Genomic DNA, 22,722 nt, shown 5'->3' with positions numbered 1-22,722 from the left:
TACTCCTGCGGCGCGTCCATCCGCGGGGCGACTAGTCGACTGGACTGGCCTTTACCACCGCGCGGTGCTGTTGGCCCAGCCTGCGGATTTGTGAGAACTGCGCCGCGTTCGGCGCGGGGGCGGGCAGGGCCAGGACGGCTTCGCGCAGCATCTGGATGCCGTCCTCACTGCGGGCAGGCAAGGTCGAGGCCGGGATCGGCGTGCCGATGGTCACACGATAGGGCTGGGAGGTCTTGTTCAACACCTCGTTGAACAGCGTGACATCGCGCAGTGTCGCGTGAAGCAGATCCAGCAGATAGAACAGTGTCGAGTTCCGAGCCCGGATCTGTAGCGGGATTACCGGCACGTCGAACTTCTTTGCGATCATTGCGGCGCTGGCCATCCAGGGGCGTTCGTGCAGTGTCAGGCCGCGACGCTTGGCCAGCCGTCCCGAGGGAAAGATCAGCCCTATCCGACCTCGCTCAAGCGCCTTGCGCGTGTAATCCATTGTCGCGCGCGTCTTGGCATGGCTGCGCTTTTCGACCCGCCATTCGACCGGGGCGATCAGGCTGCCGCATTGCGGAAGAACCCGCATGATGTCGTGATTGGCATAGATGAACAGGTCATCACGCACCGCCGAGACGACTGCGTTCAGCACGATCCCGTCCGCAATTCCCGTCGGGTGGTTCGACACGATCAGGGCCGGGCCAGTGGCCGGAATATGTTCCAGGCCCTCGACCTTCAGGTCCCGGATGATGAGCTGCGCAAGGCGACGCATGATCTCATCCGTGGGCAGGTCGCGGAATTCTGCGCCAAGCTCGACGGTGCGATCATAGCGCAGAAGCCACATCAGCCCCCGCCGTGCGAAGTCATGGTGCCAACGCGTTGAAAACAGCCAAGGTGCCCGCTCGTGGATCAGCGGATCAAGGCGTTGTTTCATGTCCTCGCGGGCATCCATGCTGGCAGTATTGCCGTGGCCGGCGGTGGCTGCAAGGGCCGTTCACACCACTTCAGGCTGCGCCGGCAAGGATGCGCGTAACCATCTCGGATGTGTTGCGCGAAAGCCCCGGCATGGCCGCGATGCGTCGAAGCGCCGCACGCGCCTTGTCCTGCCGTCCGGTGTCATAGCGCGAGATGGTTTCGAATGCCGAGCACATGCGTGCCGTGGTCTGCGGGTTGACCGGATCAAGCTTCATCAACCAGTCGGCCAGGAAATCGTAACCCGAACCGTCGGCTGCGTGGAAACCCGCATGGTTTGCCGTCAGGCCCGAAATCAGCGCGCGGAAACGGTTGGGGTTCTTCCAGTCGAAATCCGGGCGGGCGGCCAATGCGCGCGCGCGGGCGACCGCCTTTTCGGGCGCGGCACGCAAAGGCTGGACCATGAACCACTTGTCCATCACCAGCCGGTTGTCACGAAATTCGGCTGCAAACCGCGCCAGCGCGTCGGCGTCGCGGTCAAGCGCGATCAGCTGTTCCAACGCGCCCTGCCGTTCGGTCATGTTCCCGGCATCGGCGAACAGGGTGTCGGCCCGGTTGCCGTCATCGAGGCGACCAAGATAGCCCAGGCAAGCGAGCCGCAGGCTGCGCCGTGCCGATCCGTCCGCGTCCGGGCGATAGGGCCCTTGAGGGGCCATCGCGTCGAACAGCCGGGTCAGCGCAACTTCATGCGCCTCGGCAATGTCCTGGACAAGACCGCGACGGGCGGCATGGATCGCATCGGGATCCGGGACCGCACCCGAGGCCGCGATCGTGGTCGCGATTTCCTCTTCCCCCGGCAGAGACAGGCAAAGCGCGGCAAAGGCCGGGTCGGCTTCCGCATCGTCAAGAAGACCGCCAAGTGCGCGGATCAGCGCCTCGCCGCCTGCCTTGCCACGGGTGCGGTCGATCAGGGCGTCCAGCGCCAGGTCATGGCCCGCCTGCCAGCGCGCGCAGGGGTCGGTGTCATGGGCCAGAAGCAGGGCCTGTTCGTCTGCGGTCATCTCGCGCGCCACCGTCACCGGGGCAGAGAAGCCGCGCAGCAGCGAGACGACCGGGCGCGCGCCCAGCCCTTCGAACGAGAAGCTCTGCCGCTCCTCGGTCATCTCCAGCACCGTGGTCGGCAGTACTTCGTCCCCATTCGGGCCGATCAGGCCAAGGACGATCGGGATGACGCGGGCGGGCTTTTCGGCCTGACCCGGCGTCGGTGCGGTATGCTGGCGGAAATTCAGCACCAGCTTGCCGTTGGCCCATTCCTCGGTCAGGGACAGGCGCGGCGTGCCAGCATCGGTGTACCAACGCTTGAATTGCACAAGATCGCGGCCGGTCGCGTCCTGAAACACTGCGATCCAGTCCTCGATCGTGCAGGCCTGCCCGTCATGGCGGTCGAAATACAGGTCCAGCGCCTTGCGATAACCTTCGTCGCCGACCAGGCGCTTCAGCATCCCGATGACCTCGGCGCCCTTTTCATAGACGGTCGCCGTGTAGAAGTTGTTGATTTCCTGATAGTGATCGGGGCGCGGCGGATGGGACAGCGGGCCCGCATCCTCGCGGAACTGACGCGCGCGTAGGGTCTGCACGTCGTGGATGCGCTTGACCGCGGCCGAGCGCATGTCGCTGGTGAACTGCTGGTCGCGGAAGACCGTGAGTCCCTCTTTCAGGCAAAGCTGGAACCAATCGCGGCAGGTGATGCGGTTGCCGGTCCAGTTGTGGAAATACTCGTGACCGATCACGCCCTCGATGCGTTCGTAATCGCCATCGGTCGCGGTTTCGGCAGTGGCGAGAACCAGCTTCGAATTGAAGATGTTCAGCCCCTTGTTCTCCATCGCGCCCATGTTGAAATCATCGACGGCGACGATGTTGAACACGTCCAGATCGTATTCGCGGCCATAGGCCTCTTCGTCCCATTTCATCGACCGGATCAGAGATTCCATCGCATAGCCTGCGCGCGGCTCGTCGCCGGGACGAACCCAGACGTTCAGCGCGACCTTGCGGCCGGAGGCGGTGGTGAAGCTGTCGGGAATGGCCCGCAGGTCGCCCGCGACCAGCGCGAACAGATAAGCGGGCTTCGGCCAGGGATCGTGCCACGAGGCATGACCCGGCGCGGTGTTGACGGGATTGCCGTTCGACAGCAGCACGGGCTTGTCGGAGTGGATCTCGACCCGGAAGGGAGCCATCACGTCGGGACGGTCGGGATACCAGGTGATGTGGCGGAAGCCCTCGGCCTCGCATTGGGTGCAGAACATGCCGCCCGACAGATACAGGCCCTCCAGCGCGGTATTCGCCTCGGGATCTATCTGAACCTCGGCTTCGAACGTGAAGCTCTCGGGCAGTTGGTCGGCGGGAATGATCAGCTTTTCCTGGTCAGCACGGATCAGGGCGGGGTCGACGGGACGCCCGTCAATGGTCATCGACAGCGTCTTCAGCCCGGCTCCGTCAAGGACGAGGTCGCCGGGTCCGGTGCGGCGGAAATCGATCGCCGAACGCACCCGCGTGGTGCGGGCCGCCAGCGTAAAGTCCAGCCGGGTTTCGGCAATCGCGAAAGGATAGGGGCGCCAATCGGCGAGATATTGTGTGGCGGTCATGACGAACCCCTTCAAAAAACTTTCGCAATGCGCGGAACTCGCGTGGAAACAGATTGTTAATCGCGGGATAGGCGGGTCGCAAGCCGGCCGGGGCGTTATGTGGCGCGACCCCATCCGGGCGATCCATCGCAACCTTGTGCTGAGGAGAGCCAAGATGGCCAATTACGACCCGAACGATCCGAACCGGACCGATCCCGTCGAGCCGACACGTCCTGTTCAGACGAACCAGACCTATGTCGAGCCCGTCGAGCGCCGTGCCTCGCCCCTGCCGCTGATCATCGGTATCCTGCTGGCGCTGGCGATTGCCTATTTCGTGGTCCAGTATTTCATGACCGGTAACGAGGTCACGACCGGCGATGAGCCGGCTGCGACCACCACCACTGCACCCGCCGAAACCACCACCGCGCCTGCAGATACGACCACCGCCCCGGCCGCGACGGCGCCTGCCGCCGATGCAGCGGCTGACAGCGCGGCGGATGCTGCGAGCAGTGCCGCCGATGCCGCGAACAGCGCCGCCGATGCGGCGGGCAATGCCGCGGACGCGGCAGGTGACGCCGCGAGCGATGCTGCCACCGCCGTCGACAACGCCGCCGATGCAGCGGGTGCCGCCGCAGGCGAGGCGGCCAGCGATGCCGCGAATGCCGCGGGCGAAGCCGCCACCGCGGCCGAGGAGGCCGCTTCGGATGCGGCGAATGCGGCTGGCGAGGCGGTCAAGGATGCGGGCCAGGCGGTCGACGACGCAATCACCGTCGAGCCGACCACGCCGGCACCGGCCACGACCGCGCCCTCGACGGGCACCACGACCACGACGCCGCCCGCCAACAACTGATCGAAGCTTGGGCAGTTGCGCCGCCGGTCGTTTCGCGACCGGCGGTTTTCATTTTTTCCGCAAGGATCATTCAACCGCACGGATAAGATCGGTCCGGTTGAAAGGTGGCGGGGTTTGGCATACCACCGTGCACCAAATGAGAATTGCGGTATTGAAGGAAGGAAAAGCGATGGCGCGCGTGGAAAAGGCCGGTTTGCGAGTGGACGAGGCACTGGCGACCTTCATCAACGAGCGCGCTCTGCCCGGCAGCGGTGTCGATCCGCGTGTCTTCTGGGAAGGGCTGTCGACGCTGCTTCATGAGTTCGGTCCGCGTAATCGCGCGCTTCTGGATCGCAGGGACGAGCTTCAATCGACGATCGACGCCTGGCACATCACCCGGCGTGGCGCGACGATTGATGCCGGCGAATACCGCGAGTTCCTGTCCGAGATCGGCTATCTTCAGCCCGAGGGCGAAGATTTCCAGATCGAGACCAAGGCCACCGATCCCGAATTCGCCTCGGTCGCGGGGCCGCAGCTGGTCGTTCCGATCACCAATGCCCGCTATGCCCTGAATGCCGCCAATGCGCGCTGGGGCAGCCTCTACGATGCGCTTTACGGCACCGACGCGATGGGCGACCTGCCGCAGGGCAGGGGCTATGACGCCCAGCGTGGTGGCCGCGTCATCGCCTGGGGACGCAAGTTCCTGGACGAAGCCGTGCCGCTGGCTGAAGGATCATGGGCCGATGTGGCATCGCTGACGGTATGCGACGGTGCACTTAAACCCGCGCTGCGCGACGCAGCGCAATTCGCCGGGTTCCGGGGTGATGCCGCGCAGCCTTCGGACGTGTTCCTGACCAATAACGGCCTGATGATCCGCATCACCCTGGATGCATCGACCCCGGTCGGTGGCCAGGACAAGGCAGGGATCTCCGACATCGTGCTGGAATCCGCGATCTCGGCGATCATGGATTGCGAGGACTCGGTCGCCTGCGTCGATGGTGAGGACAAGGCGGTCGCCTATGCCAACTGGCTGGGCCTGATGGACGGGACCCTGGCCGAAGAGGTCCAGAAGGGGGGCAAAAGCTTCACCCGGACACTGAACCCCGACGTGACCTTCACCGCGCCCGACGGGTCGAGCGTCAGCCACAAGGGCCGGGCCCTGATGCTGGTACGCAATGTCGGCCACCTGATGACCACCCCCGCCGTGCTGGACCGCGACGGCAACGAGGTTTTCGAGGGGCTGCTGGACGCGATGGTGACCACGCTTTGCTCGCTGCGCGACCTGCAGAAGCAAGGGCCGAAGAACTCTGTCACCGGCTCGATCTATGTCGTGAAACCCAAGATGCACGGCCCCGAAGAAGTGGCCTTCGCCAGCGAGATCTTCGATTTCGTCGAGGACACGCTGGGCTTGCCGCGCCACACCGTCAAGCTGGGCATCATGGACGAGGAACGTCGCACCAGCGCCAACCTCAAGGAATGCATCCGCGCCGCGAAGCATCGCGTTGCCTTCATCAATACCGGCTTCCTTGACCGGACCGGCGACGAATTCCACACCTCGATCGAGGCGGGCCCGATGCTGGCCAAGGGCGAGATGAAATCGCAGCCGTGGATTTCCTCGTATGAGGATCGCAACATCGATATCGGTCTGGCCTGCGGTCTGGCCGGCAAGGCGCAGATCGGCAAGGGCATGTGGGCGATCCCGGACAAGATGGCCGAGATGCTGAAGCAGAAGATCGCCCATCCGAAGGCGGGCGCGAATACCGCTTGGGTGCCCAGCCCGACCGCCGCGACGCTGCACGCGACCCATTATCACCAGGTCGACGTCCACGCCCGTCAGGCCGAGATCGCGGCGATGAAGCGTCCCGCGCGCCTTGACGACCTGCTGACCATCCCGCTGGCTGGCGGCCGCAACTACAGCGACGAAGAAATCGCCCGCGAAGTCGCAAACAATTGCCAGGGCATCCTGGGCTATGTCGTGCGCTGGGTCGATCAGGGCGTCGGCTGCTCGAAGGTGCCGGACATCAACGATGTCGGGCTGATGGAAGACCGTGCGACGCTGCGCATCTCGGCACAGTCGCTGGCGAACTGGCTGCACCACGGCGTTGTCAGCCAGCAACTGGTGATGGACACGATGCGCAAGATGGCGATCGTCGTCGACCGCCAGAACGAAGGTGACGAGAACTATCTGCCGATGGCACCCGGTTATGACGGAATCGCCTTCCAGGCGGCCTGCGATCTGGTTTTCCTTGGTCGTGTGCAACCTTCGGGCTATACCGAACCGGTGCTTCATGCCCGCCGCCTTCAGGCCAAGGCCGACCGCGCCGCCTGATCCCAGAAGGGCATATCCCGATGAAAACACCCGGCTTCGCTGCATGCGAGGCCGGGTTTTTTCGTGTCAAGTCCCCGCCTCCCGGCAGTATTCCGGCGTATGACCCTACGTCCTTTTTCCCAATTGCATCCGACCTCGCGCCCTTGTGAAAGAATATTTCACGATGCTATGCAAACGGCTGGGACGCTAACAGGGGAGATGCTCTCGTGAAGATCGGCGCTTTGAAGGAGAGTTACGAGGGGGAGGCGCGGGTTGCGATCACTCCATCCTCGGCGGCTCATCTGAGGAAACTGGGGCACGAGGTCTTCGTCGAGACAGGGGCTGGCGCGCGGGCGGGCTTTACCGACGGGGCCTATCAGGCGGCGGGGATCACGGTCGAGCCGACGGCTTCGGCACTGATCAACGACGTCGACGTGGTGGTCAAGGTGCGCCCGCCAAGCGAGGCCGAGGTCAAGGCGATGCGCCGCGGCCAGACGCTGATCTCGCATTTCTACCCTTCGCAGAACGCCGACCTTCTGGAAAGCGTGCGCGAGCAGGGCCTGACCGCCATTGCCATGGACATGGTGCCGCGGATCAGCCGGGCGCAAAAGATGGACGCCCTGTCTTCGATGGCGAATATCGCGGGCTATCGCGCCGTGATCGAGGCTGCGAACAATTTCGGCCGCTTCTTCACCGGGCAGGTCACGGCGGCGGGCAAGGTCCCGCCGGCCAAGGTGCTGATCGTCGGGGCAGGGGTCGCGGGTCTGGCTGCGATCGGCGCGGCAACCAGCCTTGGCGCGCAGGTCTATGCCTTCGACGTGCGCCCCGAGGTGGCCGAGCAGATCGAGTCGATGGGCGCGGAATTCGTCTATCTCGACTTCAAGGAACAGCAGACCGACGGCGCCGCGACGGGCGGCTATGCCGCGCCCTCCAGCCCCGAGTTCCGGGAAAAGCAGCTTGAGAAGTTCCGCCAGCTTGCGCCCGACATGGACATCGTCATCACCACGGCGCTTATTCCGGGGCGCGATGCGCCCAAGCTGTGGACCAAGGACATGGTCGCGGCGATGAAGCCCGGCTCGGTCATCGTCGACCTTGCGGCCGAACGCGGCGGCAACTGCGAACTGACCGTTCCGGACGAGCGTTTCGTGACCGAAAACGGCGTGGTCATCATCGGCTATACCGATTTCCCGTCGCGCATGGCGGCCCAGGCGTCCGAGCTTTACGGCAACAACATCCGCCACATGCTGGCCGACCTGACCCCCGGCAAGGACGGTCAGCTGGTCCAGAACATGGAGGATGACGTGATCCGGGGCGCGACCGTCGCCCATGACGGCGACGTGACCTGGCCGCCGCCGCCGCCCAAGGTGGCCGCCATCGCGGCGCAGAAGCCCAAGGAAAAGCCCAAGGAGCTGACGCCCGAGGAACGCCGGGCCCAGGAAACTGCTGCCTTCAAGGCGCAGACCCGTTCCCAGGTGACGCTGCTTGGCGCGGGCGCGGTGCTGATGCTGCTGGTCGGCAGCTTTGCCCCCGCCAGCTTCCTGTCGCATTTCATCGTCTTCGTCCTGGCCTGCTTCGTCGGCTTCCAGGTGATCTGGAATGTCAGCCACTCGCTGCACACGCCGCTGATGGCGATCACGAACGCGATTTCGTCGATCATCATCGTGGGCGCGCTTTTGCAGATCGGGTCGGGTTCCTGGCTGATCGTCATCCTGGCCGCGCTGTCGGTGCTGATGGCGGGGGTCAACATCTTCGGCGGCTTCCTGGTCACGCGCCGGATGCTTGCCATGTTCCAGAAGTCGTAAGGAGAGGGTGATGGAGTTCGGAATCACCACCGCCGCCTATGTGGTGGCCGCCGTCCTGTTCATCCTGTCGCTGGGCGGGCTTTCGGGACAGGAAAGCGCCAAGCGCGCGGTCTGGTACGGCATCGCCGCGATGGCACTGGCCGTGGTCGCGACGCTGTTCGGGCCGGGTTACGGCAACTGGGGCATTTCCCTGGTGATGCTGGCGATTGGCGGAGCGATCGGCTGGGTCGTCGCCAAGCGCGTGCAGATGACCGAGATGCCGCAACTGGTCGCAGCGATGCACAGCCTTGTCGGCCTTGCCGCGGTCCTGATCGGCTATAACGCCCAGTTCGAACTGGGCCGCGTCCTGCGCACCCGCGCCGCCGATGCCGCGGCCGAGTTCCACGGCTTTGCCGCCGTGCTGGCGCACAAGAGCCCGGCTGAGATCGCGATGCTGAAGGTCGAGGTCGCGCTTGGCATCTTCATCGGTGCCGTGACCTTCACCGGCTCGATCGTGGCCTTCGGGAAGCTCGCGGGCAAGATCGACGGCAAGCCGAAGAAGCTGCCCGGCGGTCATGTCCTGAACGCAGGCGCGGCGCTGCTGTCGCTGCTGGCGATCGTGCTTTACTGCTCGACCGGCGCACCGGTCCTGTGGCTGCTGCTGATCACGCTGTTTGCCTTCTTCATCGGCTATCACCTGATCATGGGCATCGGCGGCGCGGACATGCCGGTCGTGGTGTCGATGCTGAACAGCTATTCGGGCTGGGCGGCCGCGGCCATCGGCTTCACGCTGGGCAATGACCTGCTGATCGTCGTGGGCGCGCTGGTCGGCTCGTCCGGTGCGATCCTGTCCTACATCATGTGCAAGGCGATGAACCGCAACTTTGTCAGCGTGATCCTGGGCGGCTTCGGCGGCACCACCGGCCCCGCGATGGAGATCGAGGGCGAACAGGTCGCCATCGACGCCGAAAGCGTGGCGGCTGCGCTGAACGACGCGGACGAGATCATCTTTGTCCCCGGCTATGGCATGGCGGTGGCACAGGCGCAGCAGTCGGTGTCGGAACTTACCCGCAAGCTGCGCGCGCGTGGCAAGAACGTCCGCTTCGCGATCCACCCCGTCGCCGGTCGCCTGCCGGGCCACATGAACGTCCTGCTGGCCGAGGCCAAGGTTCCCTATGACATCGTCCTGGAAATGGACGAGATCAACGAGGACTTCCCCTCGACCGACGTGGCCATCGTCATCGGCTCGAACGACATCGTGAACCCGGCCGCGCAAGAGGATCCGAACAGCCCCATTGCCGGGATGCCGGTGCTGGAGGTCTGGAAGGCCAAGCAGGTCTTCGTCAGCAAGCGCGGGCAGGGCACCGGCTATTCCGGTATCGAGAACCCTCTGTTCTACAAAGAGAATACGCGCATGTTCTATGGCGACGCCAAGAAGTCCATCGACCAGCTGCTGCCGATGATCGACTGACGCATGATCCGCTGGAAAGCATTAAGGCGGGCCCTTTTGGGCCCGCCTTGTTATTCCGTCGATGGGTGGTGGTGATCAAAGAGCCTGGAGCATGGATTTGATGACATCGGCGGGCAGCGCAGGATGCAGCGCCAGCTTGCGCGTGCGCTTTCCCCTGCGCGGGATAAGCAGGGCGCAGCGCGTCGCTACGGCCTGCGAACGTTCGATCGAACTTTCGACGATGGCGCCGGCACGCCATTTCGATTTGGGACCGAAACGCAGAACAGACTCGATCAGGCCGGGCACATAGCCCCGCGTATCTTCAGAATCGATAAGACCATCATGGATAACGGGGGGCAAATGCATGTCTTCCAGCGCAGTACTTGGTAACCTGACATCCAGTTAACGCTTTGCCCGCAGGATTCATATCTGACCTTTTGAACAGGTCTTCCATACAGGTTCCGGCCGTCATGCGCGCGCGCTCGACCGGGGCGAGACGCGCGGCAGTTTCCAGTCCCGTTCAGGGTGTAATCAGGATAGGCGTTCCGTTGCGGACCATCGCATAGACGTCCTCGACCTCTTCATCGCGAACGGCGATGCAGCCCGCTGTCCAGTCGTGGCGAACCTGCGACAGGGCGCGGCCTTCAGGGCCTTGGCCGTGGATGAAGATGTCTCCGCCAGCACGCATTCCCAGGCTTTGGGCATAGGCCGTGTCTGCCGGGTTGGGATAGGATACCCCGACCGACAGGTGATAGCGGCTGTCGGGATTGCGCCGGTCGATGAAATACATCCCCTCGGGCGTCTTGCCGTCGCCTTCGAACTGCTTGTGCCCGATCGGTTCGTTGCCCAGCCCGATGTCATAGACCTTCAGCGCGCGGTTGCCGCTCAGCAGGTACATCTTGCGCTCGCTTTTCTGGACAAGCACCTCGGTCACCGGCGGACCGTTGTAGTGCTTGAACTTGCTGGGCGCGCAGGCGGCCAGTCCAAGGACCAGCCCGATCAGGATCACTCTGGAGAACCAGCGTTGCATTTCTGTCCCCGTGGCGTTGTTTTGCTGTATTTTGCCTGTATGGTGCCCACTCGGCAATGAAAAGCGCGATCACGAAATCATGAAGCGCGCGCCATGGATCGGGCGGAGGGCTTTTCCCTTGCGGGGGCACATGCGCCTGCTAATCATGCGGGGCATGAGGGACGATGCCGAACATCCGCTGCGCTATGCGCTGGTCAATGAACTTCACGCCCGGCCGTCGCCGCGGCTGGAGGCCCCCTGCACCGCGGTCTTTGTCGCGATCAAGGAACCGCATGACGCGGCGAACCGCGACCGCGATCGCGACGTCGCCCACCTGGCTGAACTTTGTCGCCGCCACGGCGCGCCAAGCCCCGACCCCAAGGCCGGCCACTATGCCGCGCAACTGGGCCGGCGCAAGCTTCGCTGGGAAAGCCACACCGAATTCGTGACCTATACCGCCTTCGCGCGCGGCCTGCCGATCCGTCCCTTCGACCATTCGGCGGGCGAGATCTTTCCCGAGGACTGGCAGGCCGCAGCTCCGGGCAAGCGGGTGGCGGCGGTCATGATCCAGGTCGATTTCCTGCCGGACGATCCCGCCGAGATCCTGCCGCGTCTGGGTGAATGGTTCGCGGCCGACAGCCTCGCCTCGGTCTGGGTGCTTGAGGAATCGGCGGTCGTCGCGGGGGATTTCCGTATCGATCCGGCGGGCTGGATGCGCTTTGCCGTCTTCGTTAAGCCGGGGACGGGCAGCGGGCGCATCGGGCGCATCGTCCAGCGCCTGCTGGAACTGGAGACCTATCGCTCGATGTCGATGCTGGGTCTTGGCCGCGCGCGCGAACTGTCGGAAAAGCTGAACGCGCTCGACCCGCAGCTGAGCGATATCGTGCAGGGGATGGACGATTCTCGTCCGCCCGAGGCAGTGCTGCAGGATCTGCTGTCGGTTTCGACCCGGCTGGAGACCGCGGCGACGCAGCACAGTTTCCGCTTTGGTGCGACCGCCGCCTATGAGGCGATCGTCATGGACCGCGTGGCTGCCCTGCGCGAGACGCGTTTCCTGGGCGGGCAGATGCTGACCGAATTCATGGCCCGCCGCTATGCCCCCGCCATGCGGACCGTGAAATCGGCCGAGCAGCGGCTTGGTGCCCTGCTGGACCGCACCGAGCGCGCGGGCGAACTTTTGCGCACCCGCGTCGATGTCTGGCGGGGCGCCCAGAACCAGGAAATCATGGAGCGGATGGACCGGCGTGCCGACCTGCAGCTTCGCCTGCAGCACACGGTCGAGGGGCTGTCGGTCGTCGCCATCAGCTATTACGCGGTCGGGTTGCTGGGCTATGCGCTGTATCCGCTGGCCCACGCGCTGGATCTGGACAAGGCCGTGCTGATCGCCGGGCTAACGCCGCTGGCGGTGCTGTCGGTCTGGTTCGGGATGCGGCGGATTCGCGCAAGGCTGCATGACGGGCACTGATCCGGGCTTTACCGCCCGCGCCGGCGGCCCCATAACCCCCGCGCCAATCCTGTGGAGAAGACCCGTGCGACTTTCGCTTTGCCTTCTGGCCATCCTGACGCTTTCCGCCTGCAACGTCCCTCTGATTCCGGTGATCTGATGACCAAGACCCTGACCATGCACGGGCTTGCCCATTGCTCGACCTGCCAGAAGGCCATTGCCGAGCTTGAGGCAGCGGGTTGGACCGTCAGCTTCCGCGATGTCAGCAAGGCCCCCCTGACCGAGGCCGAGTGGCAAGGGATGATCGCCGATTTCGGCGAGAAGCTGGTCAACCGCGCCAGCCTGACCTGGCGCGGCATGTCCGAGGCCGAGCGCGCCGGAACGCCCCTTGCCATGCTGTCAGCGAAGCCCTCGCTGATGAAACGTCCCGCGATCTCGCAGGGTGAGTTGCGGTTGCTGGGCTGGACAGCCAACGTCAAGCGCGCGCTTGGCGTCGCGGCCTGAGGGTCGCAGACCGCGTCCTTTGACCACGGCGGCCATTTTCGCCCTGAAAGCTGGCCCAAGAGACAGGTGGCCGCCCGCTGAAACATCGCCTGCCGCACGGGACGGACGTGATAAAATCCGTCGCGTTCCGTTCAGGGTGGTAATGAATGCGTGGTTTCCTTTTTGTTGTTGGCCCGCTGGCGCTTGGGGTTCTGTCCGCCGCCAACCCCGCCGCGGCCGCGCCCAGCGTCGAGCGCGGCGAATATCTGGTCCAGGGCCCCGCGGGCTGTGGCAATTGCCACACCCCCATCGGGCCGCAGGGGTTCGACACCAGCCATGACCTGTCCGGTCGGCTGGTCGACAAGAATCCGGCCTTCACCGCCATCGCGCCGAACATCACCCCCGCTGGCCGCGTTGCAGGGTGGAGCGATGCCGAGCTGTCCCGCGCCATCCGCGAAGGCATCCGTCCCGATGGCAGCCTGATCGGCCCGCCGATGCCCTTCACCATGTATCGCGGGCTGGGGGACGAGGATCTGGCGTCGATCGTGATGTATCTGCGTACAGTTCCGGCGGTCGAGAACGATCCCGGCAAGTCGGAATACAAGATCCCTCTGCCTCCGGCCTATGGCCCGCCCGTGGCCAGCAACACGCCACCGGCGCGTGGCGTTACCGCGGAGTATGGCGCCTATCTGGCAGGGCCGATTTCCCACTGCATGGAATGCCATACCCCGATGGGGCCCGAAGGCCCGCTGGTCGGCACACGCTTGGGCGCGGGCGGATTCGAATTCGTCGGGCCCTGGGGAGTCTCGGTCGCGGCGAACCTGACAAGCGGACCGGACGGGTTGCAGGATTACAGCGATGACGAGGTGAAGGTGATGATCACCCAGGGGCGCAGGCCCGACGGCAGCCCCATGCATCCGCCGATGCCCTATGGCTATCTGGCGAAGATGACACCCGACGATCTGGATGCGATCCTGCTTTACCTGCGCGGCCTGCCGGCGCTTCCCGATCACGAGTGATGGAAGAAGGGGAGCTTTCCGCCCCCCATCTCCTGCGGAGATTCCCCCGAGGGTATTTTGAAACGGTGAACGCGGCCTAGTTCAACGCCTTGTCGGTGATGTCGTGGGTCCACGCACCCTCGGGCGCTTTCGAGATCACCGGGTCCGAGCCGCCCGACAGCAGCGTGTCGACCGTGCGCTTGTAATCCGCCTCGTCCAGCGCGCCGTTCGATCCAGCGGTCAGCTTCGCGATTTCCGAGGCCATGCGCGTCTGATGTTCAAGCGTCTGGGCGCCGGTTTCGTCGTTTTCCAGCACGATTTCGGCGGCTTCGTCGGGATGCTCTTCGGCATATTTCCAGCCTTTCATGCTGGCGCGGACAAAGCGGACAAGCTTGTCCTGCATCGCCGGATCGGCCAGCTTTTCCTGCAGGACGTAAAGCCCGTCTTCCAGCGTGGCGACGCCCTGATCCTCGTATTTGAAGGTCACCAGATCCTCGGGCTTCAGCCCTGCGTCGATCACCTGCCCATATTCGTTATAGGTCATGGTGCTGATGCAGGCCGCCTGTTTCTGCAGCAGCGGATCGACGTTGAAGCCCTGCTTCAGCACGGTGACGCCGTCCGCGCCGCCATTCGTCGAAAGACCCAGGTGGTTCATCCAGCTGAGGAACGGGTATTCGTTCCCCGAGAACCAGACGCCCAGCGTCTTGCCCTTGAAGTCGGTCTTGGGGTCGACGATGCCGGTTTCCTTCAGGCAGGTCAGCATCATCCCGGATTTCTTGAAGGGTTGCGCGATGTTGACGATGGGAAGGCCCTTTTCGCGCGCGGCCAGTGCCGCCGGCATCCATTCGACGGTCACATCGGCCCCGCCGCCCGCCAGCACCTGAACCGGCGCGATGTCGGGGCCGCCGGCCTTGATGGTGACGTTCAACCCCTCTTCATCGTAGAAGCCCTTGTCCTTGGCGACGTAATAGCCGCCGAACTGGGCCTGCGTCACCCATTTCAATTGCAGCGTCAGATCGTCCGCCGCCGAGGCGCCGCCCGCCATCAGCGCCAGCACGCTTGCCGAGATCAGGCCCGTCGGGATCAGGCCCGCCGACATCAGGAATGCCTTCATCACTTTCTCCACTGTTGGTGGGGCATTGGCCCCGGCTTATTGGCGCTGCGAGGGGTGCCAGAAGGTCACCCGTTTCTCGACCAGCGCGACAATTCCATAGAAGACGGTCCCGGCGAGCGCCGCCACCAGAATCTCGGCCCAGACCAGCGCCATGTTGAGCTGGCCGACGGCGGTCGAGATCCGGAACCCCATGCCCCGCGTCGGGCTGCCGAAGAATTCGGCCACGATGGCGCCAATCAGGGCAAGAGTGGTCGTGATCTTCAGCCCGTTGAACAGGAACGGCATGGCGGCAGGCAGACGCAGCTTGACCAAGGCCTGGGAATAGCGCGCGCCCCAGGTCGCAATCTGGTCACGGGCGAGTGCGTCGGTCGCCTTCAGCCCCGCCACCATGTTGACGAGGATCGGGAAGAAGACCATGACCACGACCACCGCCGCCTTGGACTGCCAGTCAAAGCCGAACCACATGACAAGGATCGGCGCTATTCCGACGATGGGAAGCGCGGCGACGAAGTTCCCGATGGGCAGCAGCCCGCGCTGCAGGAAGGGAGAGCGGTCGATCACGATGGCCACCGCCACCGCCAGCGCCGCCCCGATCAGCCAGCCCGAAAGCGCCCCTTTCAGGATCGTCTGCACGAAATCGCCCCAAAGCAACGGCAGGTTCCCGATGAAGGCCGACCAGATGCGGCTGGGCGGTGGCAGGATGACGGCCGGAATGGCGAAGATCCGGCAGGCCATTTCCCACAGCGCCAGCAGGGTCGCGCCAAAGATCAGCGGGATGGCCGTGCGAGTGATCGGGTTGTCATAATGTGCGAGCCAGACATTCACCGTCCACCCTGCCAGCCAGACCAGGATCAGGGGGGCAAGAGACGGTGCCACCAGCGCCGCCGCCACCAGCGCCCCGACGGCCCATGCCAAGAATTTCAGTGTTCCCAACATCCTTTTGGTCGGCTCGCCCCAGATGTGCGTCATCGTGCCAGCCCCATTCGCCTCAGCGTCACCCGCTCAACCCCGCCGATGATGGCGACCAGCCCGGCGGCCAGCGCCGCAGCGGCGAAAAGCGCGGCCCAGATCTGCACGGTCTGGCCATAATAGCTGCCCGAAAGCAGCCTGGCGCCCAGCCCCGCCGTTGCCCCTGCGGGCAATTCGCCCACGATGGTCCCGACCAGCGCCGCCGCCACCGCGACCTTCAGGCTGGCGAAAAGATAAGGCAGTGCGGAAGGCAGGCGAAGCCGCCAGAAAACTTGTGCTTGGGACGCATTCCAGGATCGCATCAGGTCCATCTGCATGGCGTCCGGTGTTCTCAGCCCCTTTACCATGCCGACCAGTACAGGGAAAAAGGACAGCCAGGCCGAGATCATCGCCTTTGGTACCAGCCCTGTGATCCCGGCGCTGGCAAAGACCACGATCACCATCGGCGCGATCGCAAGGATTGGCACGGTCTGGCTGGCGATGGCCCAAGGCATCACCGACAGGTCGATGACGCGGCTGTGCACGATCCCCACCGCCAGCAGGATCCCGGCCAGCGAGCCGACGGCAAACCCCGCCAATGTCGCCGACAGCGTGATCCACCCATGCCAGACCAGGCTGCGCTTCGAGGTGATCTTTTGCCCCGCGACACCATCCCACAATCCCTTCGCGACCTGATGGGGCGCGGGCAGGATCGGCCGCTCTTGCGTCATGGTGTCCCGCAGCAGGGCGGGCAGTGTCAGGGTGGTCCCGGACCGGTTGGCCTGATCCCGCGCCCAAGGCGCATTCAGGACCACGGCCGCGGCATACCACGCCAGGATGATGGCGGTGATGACCGTCAGGACGGGTAGGGCGCGTTTCATGACAGCCACCGCCGAGGCTGGCTTTCCTTTCGGGACCCACGCCGGGGCCAGCCTGGTAAGGGAGACGGCTCAGTCATAGCTGTGCCCTTCCCGCAGCCCTTCGCGCACCTCTTGCGCGATGCGGATGAATTCCGGGGTGTCGCGGATCTCCAGCGGGCGATCGCGTGGCAGGGGGCTGTCGATCACCCGCGTGATCCGGCCAGGACGCGGCGACATGACCACAATCCGGGTCGACAGATAGACCGCCTCGGGGATTGAATGGGTGACGAAGCCGATGGTCTTTCCGGTCTTGCGCCAAAGCTCCAGCAGAGCCTCGTTCAGGCGGTCGCGCACGATCTCGTCCAAGGCGCCGAAAGGCTCGTCCATCAGCAGGATATCGGCGTCAAAAGCCAACGCGCGCGCGATAGAGGCGCGCTGCTGCATCCCGCCGGACAGTTGCCAGGGGAACTTGCCGCCGAAGCCCGACAGTTCGACCAGATCCAGGACGCGGGCGATCCGTTCGACCCGGTCTGCCCTCGGGAACCCCATGATTTCAAGTGGAAGCGAGATGTTCCCCGAAATCGTCCGCCACGGATACAGTCCCGGCGCCTGGAAGACATAACCATAGGCGCGCGCACGTCGGGCATCGTCGGCGCCCATTCCATTGACGCTGATCTGCCCCGCGCTCGGCGTTTCCAGCGCCGCGATCGTGCGCAGGAAGGTTGTCTTGCCGCAGCCCGAGGGGCCGATGAAGCTGACGAACTCGCCCTTGCCGATGGTCAGGTCCACGTCCTTCAGGGCATGGACCGGACCGTCGGCGGTCTGGAAGGTCAGGCTGACGCCCTGTGCCGCGATCACGGACAAGTCAGACCCCGCTTGCCGGAATGCCCGCGCGCTGGACCGGGCGGGGTGCAGTCAGTTCCTTCCAGGCAGAAAGCGCGCGGTTCACGGCGGGGCGCGGTTCACGCGCGACGAATTCGCCATGCCCCTCGTGGCTGTCGACCTTGCCTTCGGTCACCGCCACCACGCCGCGGGTCAGGGTGAAGCGGGGCAGGCCCTTAACCCGGATCCCTTCGAAAACGTTGTAATCGATCGAGGATTGCTGGGTTCCCGCACTGATCGTCTTTTCCGCCTCGGGATCCCAGACCACAAGATCGGCATCCGAGCCGACCAGAACCGCACCCTTTTTGGGATACATGTTCAGGATCTTCGCGATATTGGTCGAGGTGACGGCGACGAATTCGTTTGGCGTCAGCCGACCGGTGCCGACCCCATGCGTCCACAGGACCGGCATCCGGTCCTCCAGCCCGCCGGTGCCATTCGGGATTTTGGTGAAATCGCCGATGCCGGTGCGCTTCTGGGTCGTGGTAAAGGCGCAGTGATCGGTTGCGACGCAGCTCAGGCTGCCCGATTGCAGCCCGGCCCACAGGCTGTCCTGATGCAGTTTGTTGCGGAATGGCGGAGACATGACGCGCCGTGCGGCATGATCCCAGTCCGGGTTGAAATACTCGCTTTCATCCAGAACCAGATGCTGTATCAGCGGCTCGCCCCAGACCCGCTTGCCGTGGGCGCGAGCGCGGCGGATCGCCTCGTGGCTGTCTTCGCACGAGGTATGGACGACGTAAAGCGGCACACCCGCCATGTCGGCGATCATGATGGCGCGGTTCGTGGCCTCGCCCTCGACCTGCGGCGGGCGGGAATAGGCATGGCCCTCCGGCCCGGTATTGCCCTCGGCCAGCAGGCGTGCGGACAGTTCGGCCACGACATCGCCATTCTCGGCATGGACCAGGGCGACGCCACCCAGATCGCCCACCCGGCGGAAGGACGCGAACATCTCGTCGTCATTCACCATCAGCGAGCCCTTGTAGGCCATGAAATGCTTGAAGCTGGTGATGCCGCGCTTCACCACCTCGTCCATCTCGTCAAAGACCTGCTCGCCCCACCAGGTGACGGCCATGTGATAGCTGTAATCGCAATGCGCGCGGCCGGACTTGTTGTCCCACATTTTCAGTGCGTCCATCAGCCCCTGACCGGGCGAGGGCAGGGCGAAATCCACGACCATGGTCGTCCCACCCGCCAGCGCAGCGCGAGTGCCGCTTTCGAAATCATCGGCCGAATAGGTGCCCATGAAGGGCATTTCCAGATGGGTGTGCGGATCGATTCCGCCCGGCATGACATAGCATCCGCTGGCATCCAGCACCGTGTCGCCGACCAGCCCCTCGCCTATGGCGGCGATGCGCCCCCCTTCGATCAGTACATCCGCCTTGTAGCTCAGATCCGCCGTGACGATGGTGCCGCCCCTGATGACCGTGCTCATCCCTCATCCCTTCATCGTTTCAGAAATACCCCGGGGGTGCGGGGGCAGCGCCCCTGCGGCGTCACGCGACGATCTCCGCCGTCTCCAGCACCGAATGCAGCAGCACGTCCGCACCCGCGCTGGCCCATTCCCGGCTGATATCCTCGGCCTCGTTATGGGACAGGCCGTCGACGCAGGGGCACATGATCATGACCGTGGGGGCAACCTTGTTGACCCAGCACGCGTCGTGCCCCGCGCCCGAGATGATGTCCATATGGCTATAACCCAGCCGCTCGGCCGAAGATCGGACGCGCCGGACCAGGGTTTCGTCGAAGGCCGGTGGATCGAACTGGCCGACGATCTCGGATGCGAATTCGCATCCCAGATCGGCGCAGATCGCCGGGGCCTTCGCGGTGAACTCCTTGACCATCTCCAGCAGGACAGGCAGCAGATGGCTTCGGAAATCGACCGTGAAAACAACCTTTTCCGGAATGATATTGCGGCTGTTTGGATAGACGTCGACATGCCCGATTGCACCGACCGCGTTGGGCTGGTGCTTCATTGCTATCTCGTGGACCAGTTCGGTCAGTTGCGCCAGGCCGCGACCGGCATTCCGGCGCATCCGCATGGGCGTTGACCCGGTGTGCTGGCCCTTTCCGGTCACCGTGCATTCGATCCAGCGCAGGCCCTGTCCGTGGGTGACGACCCCAATCTGGGTCGCTTCGGCCTCAAGGATCGGGCCCTGCTCGATATGGTATTCGAACATGGCGTGGATCTTGCGATCCCCCGGCGTCTCGTCGCCCTTCCAACCGATCCGGGCCAGTTCCTCGCCAAAGGTCTTGCCCTTGGCGTCATGGCGGGCATAGGCGTAATCCTGTTCGATGACCCCGGCGAACACGCCCGAAGCCAGCATGGCCGGAGCGAAACGGGTGCCTTCCTCGTTCGTCCAGTTTGTCACGACGATCGGCCGCCGTGTCCTGATTCCCAGATCCCGGATCGAGCGGATGACCTCGAGCCCCGCCAGAACGCCCAGAACGCCGTCATATTTGCCACCGGTCGGCTGGGTGTCCAGGTGACTGCCGACATAGACGGGGTCAAGTTCCGGCTCGGCCCCTTCGTGGCGGAGGAACATGTTTCCCATCTGATCGACGGTCATTGCCATGCCCGCGTCTTCGCACCAATGCTGGAACAGGCGGCGCCCCTCGGCATCCTCGTCGGTCAGGGCTTGTCGGTTGTTGCCACCGGCGATGCCGGGGCCGATTTTCGCCATCTCCATCAGGCTGTCCCACAACCGGTCGGCATCGACCTTCATGTTGGCTGCGGGCATGACAGCGGTATCCGTTCCGCCAGGAGCAGTCGTCATCGCATTTCCTTCCTGTCTGGCCGCCGTCTCTTGCGGACGGTCGGCGGGATCGGGCGTCACGCGCGGGTTGGTCGGCACGCGCTGGCCCTTCCCGCAAAATATTGACCATTTGGTCAGGATCAGGCTAGCACGGGTCCATGACCAGTCAAGCGCGGCGATATCAGTCCTTTGACGGATGGACCGCCTTTCACGGAAATCCCATGCAGGAACAGCCGCGTCGGCAAAGTCGTATTCAAAGAAAGAACCGAGAGGCGATCCTGACCGCCGCCCTGCGCGAATTTTCGGCACGCGGCTTTTCAGGGACGACCATCGACCAGATCGCCGAGACAGCGGGCCTGTCGAAGCCGAACGTGCTTTACTATTTCCAGTCCAAGGACGCGATCCACACTGCCCTGCTGCGCGGAATGCTGGACCTTTGGCTTGGCCCATTGCGCGATTTGCGGGCAGAGGGGGATCCGGCCGACCAGATCCTTGCCTATGCCCGCCGCAAGCTGGAAATGTCGCGCGACTATCCGCAGGAAAGCCGACTTTTCGCCAATGAGGTGCTGCAGGGGGCCGAGCGTCTGGCCCCGATCCTGGGTGGTGAACTGCGCGAGCTTGTCGATCAGAAATCCGCCCTGATCTCGGGCTGGGTCGCGCAGGGAAAGATCGCGCAGGTCGATCCGCACCACCTGCTGTTCTCGATCTGGGCGCTGACCCAGCATTATGCCGATTTCGAGGTGCAGGTCAGGGCCGTGCTTGGCCCCGACCACGATCCCTATGCCGAGGCGCAGGTCTTTCTGGACCTGCTTTATCGGCGGCTTCTGAAGCCTCAGTTGCGGGAATAGACGTCCTCGTAGCGGACGATGTCATCCTCGCCCAGATAGGCGCCGGTCTGAACCTCGATCAGCACCATCGGCACCTTTCCGGGATTTTCCATCCGGTGGACAGCACCAAGGGGCACATAGATCGACTGGTTTTCGGTCACCAGTGTCACCACGTCGTCGACCGTGACCTTGGCGGTCCCGCTGACGACGATCCAGTGTTCCGAGCGATGGAAATGCGATTGCAGCGACAGGGCCGCGCCGGGATTGACGACGATGCGCTTGACCTGGAAACGGTCGGCCAGCGCCAGCGTCTCGAACCAACCCCAGGGCCGGTGATCGCGCAGAAATGTCTCGGCCTGGCGCGCGCCCTTGGATTTCAGCGCGCTGACGGCTTTGCGGACCTCTTGCGCGCGGTCCATCCCGGCCACCAGCACGGCGTCCGAGGTGGCCACGACCATCACGTCCTCAAGCCCGATGCCGACGACCTCGATCCCTTCGTTCTGCGAGCGAAGCAGCACGTTGCGGCAATCGATCGCGGTCGAGCGTTCGTCGGTAACGGCGCCTTCCGGGGCAGGGGCGCCATCCTGGGCCTCTCGCCAGACTGCATCCCAGCCCCCCAGGTCGGACCAGTGTCCCGAGAAGCGGACGACTGACAGGTTGTCTGCCTTTTCCAGCACGGCATAGTCGATCGACAGGTCCGGCAGGCTGTCCCAGGGAGCGGGAGCCAGTCGCAGGAAGCCAAGATCGTGGCGCGCCTCGTCCAGCGCCGCCTGCACGGGATCCAGAAATTCCGGGGCGTGGGTGCGGAAAGCCTCGATCATCGTGCGGGCGGAAAACAGGAAAATCCCGGCATTCCACAGGAAGTTCCCCTGTGCGATCATGGCCTCGGCCTTGGCAAGGTCGGGCTTTTCCACGAAGCGCCTCAGCGCAACCGGACCTTCGGCGCATTCTTCGGCTTCCATGTAGCCATACCCGGTTTCGGGACGGGTCGGGGTGATGCCGAAGGTGACGATCCGGCCCGAGCGGGCTGCAGGCTCGCCAAGATCGACGGCCCGGCCAAAAGCCTCGGCATCGGGAACGACATGGTCCGAAGGTGCGACCAGCAGCAACCCGTCGGGATCGGTCTGCGCCACGGTCAGCGCCGCGGCCAGGATCGCGGGCGCGGTATTGCGGCCCGAAGGCTCGATCAGGATTCCGGCCGGGTCGATGCCCATGCTGGTCAGCTGCTCGGCCACGATGAAGCGGAAATCGGCATTGGTCATGACGATCGGCGCGGCATAGCGCGGCCCCGACAGCCTGCGCGCCGAGGCCTGGAACAGCGTCTCGTCACCGATCAACGGTGCGAACTGTTTCGGAAAGCTCTTGCGAGACACCGGCCACAGCCGGGTGCCCGATCCGCCTGCCAGAAGAACTGGGGTCATCACCATGCGTCACTCCCTCGGCGCGGGTGCCATTGAATTCAGCGTTGCAAGCCCAGTTATCCATTGGGATTTCGCGGTGCGCAAGCCGCGGAAC

Annotated in this window: 19 protein-coding genes; 8 read left to right on the top strand and 11 right to left on the bottom strand. The window is 64.4% G+C overall.

From position 1 onward, the window contains the following. Positions 1-31 precede the first annotated feature (31 nt). Positions 32-919, bottom strand: a complete 888-nt coding sequence (locus tag ACO2Q4_RS10375) for a 1-acyl-sn-glycerol-3-phosphate acyltransferase (protein WP_423319110.1) — start codon at positions 917-919, stop codon at positions 32-34. Positions 920-989: 70 nt separating this feature from the next. Then, the gene (gene pepN, locus ACO2Q4_RS10370) at positions 990-3,539 is read right to left on the bottom strand and encodes an aminopeptidase N (protein ID WP_423319108.1); all 2,550 of its coding nucleotides are present in this window, start codon (positions 3,537-3,539) and stop codon (positions 990-992) included. A gap of 154 nt (positions 3,540-3,693) precedes the next feature. On the opposite strand from pepN, the gene ACO2Q4_RS10365 reads away from it, so the two are divergent. The 4 genes from ACO2Q4_RS10365 (at position 3,694) to ACO2Q4_RS10350 (ending at position 9,907) form a co-directional block, all read left to right on the top strand. Then, positions 3,694-4,368 (top strand): hypothetical protein, encoded by a 675-nt coding sequence (locus ACO2Q4_RS10365; protein WP_311758357.1) that lies wholly within the window; start codon positions 3,694-3,696, stop codon positions 4,366-4,368. Positions 4,369-4,537: 169 nt separating this feature from the next. Next, the gene (locus ACO2Q4_RS10360) at positions 4,538-6,676 is read left to right on the top strand and encodes a malate synthase G (RefSeq protein WP_423319106.1); all 2,139 of its coding nucleotides are present in this window, start codon (positions 4,538-4,540) and stop codon (positions 6,674-6,676) included. Between the two features lie 206 nt (positions 6,677-6,882). Then, complete coding sequence (locus tag ACO2Q4_RS10355) at positions 6,883-8,457, top strand: Re/Si-specific NAD(P)(+) transhydrogenase subunit alpha (RefSeq protein ID WP_423319104.1); 1,575 nt, start codon at positions 6,883-6,885, stop codon at positions 8,455-8,457. A 10-nt stretch (positions 8,458-8,467) separates the two neighbouring features. Continuing rightward, positions 8,468-9,907 (top strand): NAD(P)(+) transhydrogenase (Re/Si-specific) subunit beta, encoded by a 1,440-nt coding sequence (locus ACO2Q4_RS10350; RefSeq protein WP_395132527.1) that lies wholly within the window; start codon positions 8,468-8,470, stop codon positions 9,905-9,907. Positions 9,908-9,982: 75 nt separating this feature from the next. On the opposite strand, the gene ACO2Q4_RS10345 is transcribed toward ACO2Q4_RS10350, so the two are convergent. Further along, a complete protein-coding gene (locus ACO2Q4_RS10345) occupies positions 9,983-10,252 on the bottom strand; it encodes a hypothetical protein (RefSeq protein ID WP_311758361.1) in 270 nt (89 codons plus the stop codon). Positions 10,253-10,406: 154 nt separating this feature from the next. Next, positions 10,407-10,916 carry a L,D-transpeptidase family protein gene (locus ACO2Q4_RS10340; RefSeq protein ID WP_423319101.1) on the bottom strand — a complete coding sequence of 170 codons (510 nt, stop codon included), beginning with the start codon at positions 10,914-10,916 and terminating at the stop codon, positions 10,407-10,409. Between the two features lie 130 nt (positions 10,917-11,046). Between ACO2Q4_RS10340 and ACO2Q4_RS10335 the strand changes: the two genes are divergently transcribed. The 3 genes from ACO2Q4_RS10335 (at position 11,047) to ACO2Q4_RS10325 (ending at position 13,841) form a co-directional block, all read left to right on the top strand. Further along, positions 11,047-12,360 (top strand): DUF3422 family protein, encoded by a 1,314-nt coding sequence (locus ACO2Q4_RS10335; RefSeq protein WP_395132529.1) that lies wholly within the window; start codon positions 11,047-11,049, stop codon positions 12,358-12,360. Positions 12,361-12,498: 138 nt separating this feature from the next. Then, a complete protein-coding gene (locus ACO2Q4_RS10330; protein WP_311758364.1) occupies positions 12,499-12,843 on the top strand; it encodes an arsenate reductase family protein in 345 nt (114 codons plus the stop codon). 146 nt (positions 12,844-12,989) lie between these two features. Then, on the top strand, positions 12,990-13,841 hold the full coding sequence (locus ACO2Q4_RS10325; RefSeq protein WP_423319099.1) for a cytochrome C: 852 nt from the start codon (positions 12,990-12,992) through the stop codon (positions 13,839-13,841). 76 nt (positions 13,842-13,917) lie between these two features. Here ACO2Q4_RS10325 and ACO2Q4_RS10320 read toward each other — a convergent pair whose 3' ends face one another. From ACO2Q4_RS10320 to ACO2Q4_RS10295, 6 genes are all read right to left on the bottom strand, one after another. Next, positions 13,918-14,865 (bottom strand): ABC transporter substrate-binding protein, encoded by a 948-nt coding sequence (locus ACO2Q4_RS10320; protein ID WP_311758460.1) that lies wholly within the window; start codon positions 14,863-14,865, stop codon positions 13,918-13,920. Positions 14,866-14,970: 105 nt separating this feature from the next. After that, entirely contained in the window at positions 14,971-15,903 is a 933-nt protein-coding gene (locus ACO2Q4_RS10315; RefSeq protein ID WP_423319097.1) for an ABC transporter permease, read from the bottom strand. Next, positions 15,900-16,763: an ABC transporter permease gene (locus ACO2Q4_RS10310; RefSeq protein WP_423319095.1), complete on the bottom strand. Its 864-nt coding sequence runs from the start codon at positions 16,761-16,763 to the stop codon at positions 15,900-15,902. The genes ACO2Q4_RS10315 and ACO2Q4_RS10310 overlap by 4 nt, the downstream gene beginning before the upstream one ends. A gap of 69 nt (positions 16,764-16,832) precedes the next feature. Beyond that, a complete protein-coding gene (locus ACO2Q4_RS10305; protein ID WP_423319282.1) occupies positions 16,833-17,600 on the bottom strand; it encodes an ABC transporter ATP-binding protein in 768 nt (255 codons plus the stop codon). A 7-nt stretch (positions 17,601-17,607) separates the two neighbouring features. Beyond that, on the bottom strand, positions 17,608-19,059 hold the full coding sequence (hydA, locus tag ACO2Q4_RS10300; protein ID WP_423319093.1) for a dihydropyrimidinase: 1,452 nt from the start codon (positions 19,057-19,059) through the stop codon (positions 17,608-17,610). A gap of 61 nt (positions 19,060-19,120) precedes the next feature. Continuing rightward, the gene (locus ACO2Q4_RS10295; protein ID WP_423319281.1) at positions 19,121-20,365 is read right to left on the bottom strand and encodes a Zn-dependent hydrolase; all 1,245 of its coding nucleotides are present in this window, start codon (positions 20,363-20,365) and stop codon (positions 19,121-19,123) included. 236 nt (positions 20,366-20,601) lie between these two features. Between ACO2Q4_RS10295 and ACO2Q4_RS10290 the strand changes: the two genes are divergently transcribed. Next, positions 20,602-21,228, top strand: coding sequence for a TetR family transcriptional regulator C-terminal domain-containing protein (locus ACO2Q4_RS10290; protein WP_423319091.1), 627 nt, complete (start codon positions 20,602-20,604; stop codon positions 21,226-21,228). Here the strand turns inward: ACO2Q4_RS10290 and ACO2Q4_RS10285 are convergent. Further along, positions 21,213-22,634 carry a mannose-1-phosphate guanylyltransferase/mannose-6-phosphate isomerase gene (locus tag ACO2Q4_RS10285; RefSeq protein ID WP_423319090.1) on the bottom strand — a complete coding sequence of 474 codons (1,422 nt, stop codon included), beginning with the start codon at positions 22,632-22,634 and terminating at the stop codon, positions 21,213-21,215. The two genes, ACO2Q4_RS10290 and ACO2Q4_RS10285, sit on opposite strands and share 16 nt — an antisense overlap. Positions 22,635-22,722 lie beyond the last annotated feature (88 nt).

This window comes from Paracoccus sp. KR1-242 (genome assembly GCF_049446195.1).
Taxonomy (GTDB): Bacteria; Pseudomonadota; Alphaproteobacteria; order Rhodobacterales; family Rhodobacteraceae; genus Paracoccus; species Paracoccus broussonetiae.
The sequence above is the reverse complement of the archived record's forward strand: the minus strand, read 5'-3'. Positions and strand labels throughout refer to the sequence as shown.

Excerpts from the sequence above, each read along its gene's own strand:
- ACO2Q4_RS10365 (WP_311758357.1), top strand. The coding sequence starts at position 3,694 with ATGGCCAATTACGACCCGAACGATCCGAACCGGACCGATCCCGTCGAG.
- ACO2Q4_RS10330 (WP_311758364.1), top strand. The coding sequence starts at position 12,499 with ATGACCAAGACCCTGACCATGCACGGGCTTGCCCATTGCTCGACCTGC.
- ACO2Q4_RS10290 (WP_423319091.1), top strand. The coding sequence starts at position 20,602 with ATGCAGGAACAGCCGCGTCGGCAAAGTCGTATTCAAAGAAAGAACCGA.
- ACO2Q4_RS10375 (WP_423319110.1), bottom strand. The coding sequence starts at position 919 with ATGAAACAACGCCTTGATCCGCTGATCCACGAGCGGGCACCTTGGCTG.
- hydA (WP_423319093.1), bottom strand. The coding sequence starts at position 19,059 with ATGAGCACGGTCATCAGGGGCGGCACCATCGTCACGGCGGATCTGAGC.
- ACO2Q4_RS10345 (WP_311758361.1), bottom strand. The coding sequence starts at position 10,252 with ATGCATTTGCCCCCCGTTATCCATGATGGTCTTATCGATTCTGAAGAT.
- ACO2Q4_RS10295 (WP_423319281.1), bottom strand. The coding sequence starts at position 20,365 with ATGCCCGCAGCCAACATGAAGGTCGATGCCGACCGGTTGTGGGACAGC.
- ACO2Q4_RS10320 (WP_311758460.1), bottom strand. The coding sequence starts at position 14,865 with ATGGCGGGCGGCGCCTCGGCGGCGGACGATCTGACGCTGCAATTGAAA.
- ACO2Q4_RS10285 (WP_423319090.1), bottom strand. The coding sequence starts at position 22,634 with ATGGTGATGACCCCAGTTCTTCTGGCAGGCGGATCGGGCACCCGGCTG.
- ACO2Q4_RS10310 (WP_423319095.1), bottom strand. The coding sequence starts at position 16,763 with ATGAAACGCGCCCTACCCGTCCTGACGGTCATCACCGCCATCATCCTG.
- ACO2Q4_RS10350 (WP_395132527.1), top strand. The coding sequence starts at position 8,468 with ATGGAGTTCGGAATCACCACCGCCGCCTATGTGGTGGCCGCCGTCCTG.
- ACO2Q4_RS10315 (WP_423319097.1), bottom strand. The coding sequence starts at position 15,903 with ATGACGCACATCTGGGGCGAGCCGACCAAAAGGATGTTGGGAACACTG.
- ACO2Q4_RS10340 (WP_423319101.1), bottom strand. The coding sequence starts at position 10,916 with ATGCAACGCTGGTTCTCCAGAGTGATCCTGATCGGGCTGGTCCTTGGA.
- ACO2Q4_RS10360 (WP_423319106.1), top strand. The coding sequence starts at position 4,538 with ATGGCGCGCGTGGAAAAGGCCGGTTTGCGAGTGGACGAGGCACTGGCG.
- ACO2Q4_RS10335 (WP_395132529.1), top strand. The coding sequence starts at position 11,047 with ATGCGCCTGCTAATCATGCGGGGCATGAGGGACGATGCCGAACATCCG.
- ACO2Q4_RS10325 (WP_423319099.1), top strand. The coding sequence starts at position 12,990 with ATGCGTGGTTTCCTTTTTGTTGTTGGCCCGCTGGCGCTTGGGGTTCTG.
- pepN (WP_423319108.1), bottom strand. The coding sequence starts at position 3,539 with ATGACCGCCACACAATATCTCGCCGATTGGCGCCCCTATCCTTTCGCG.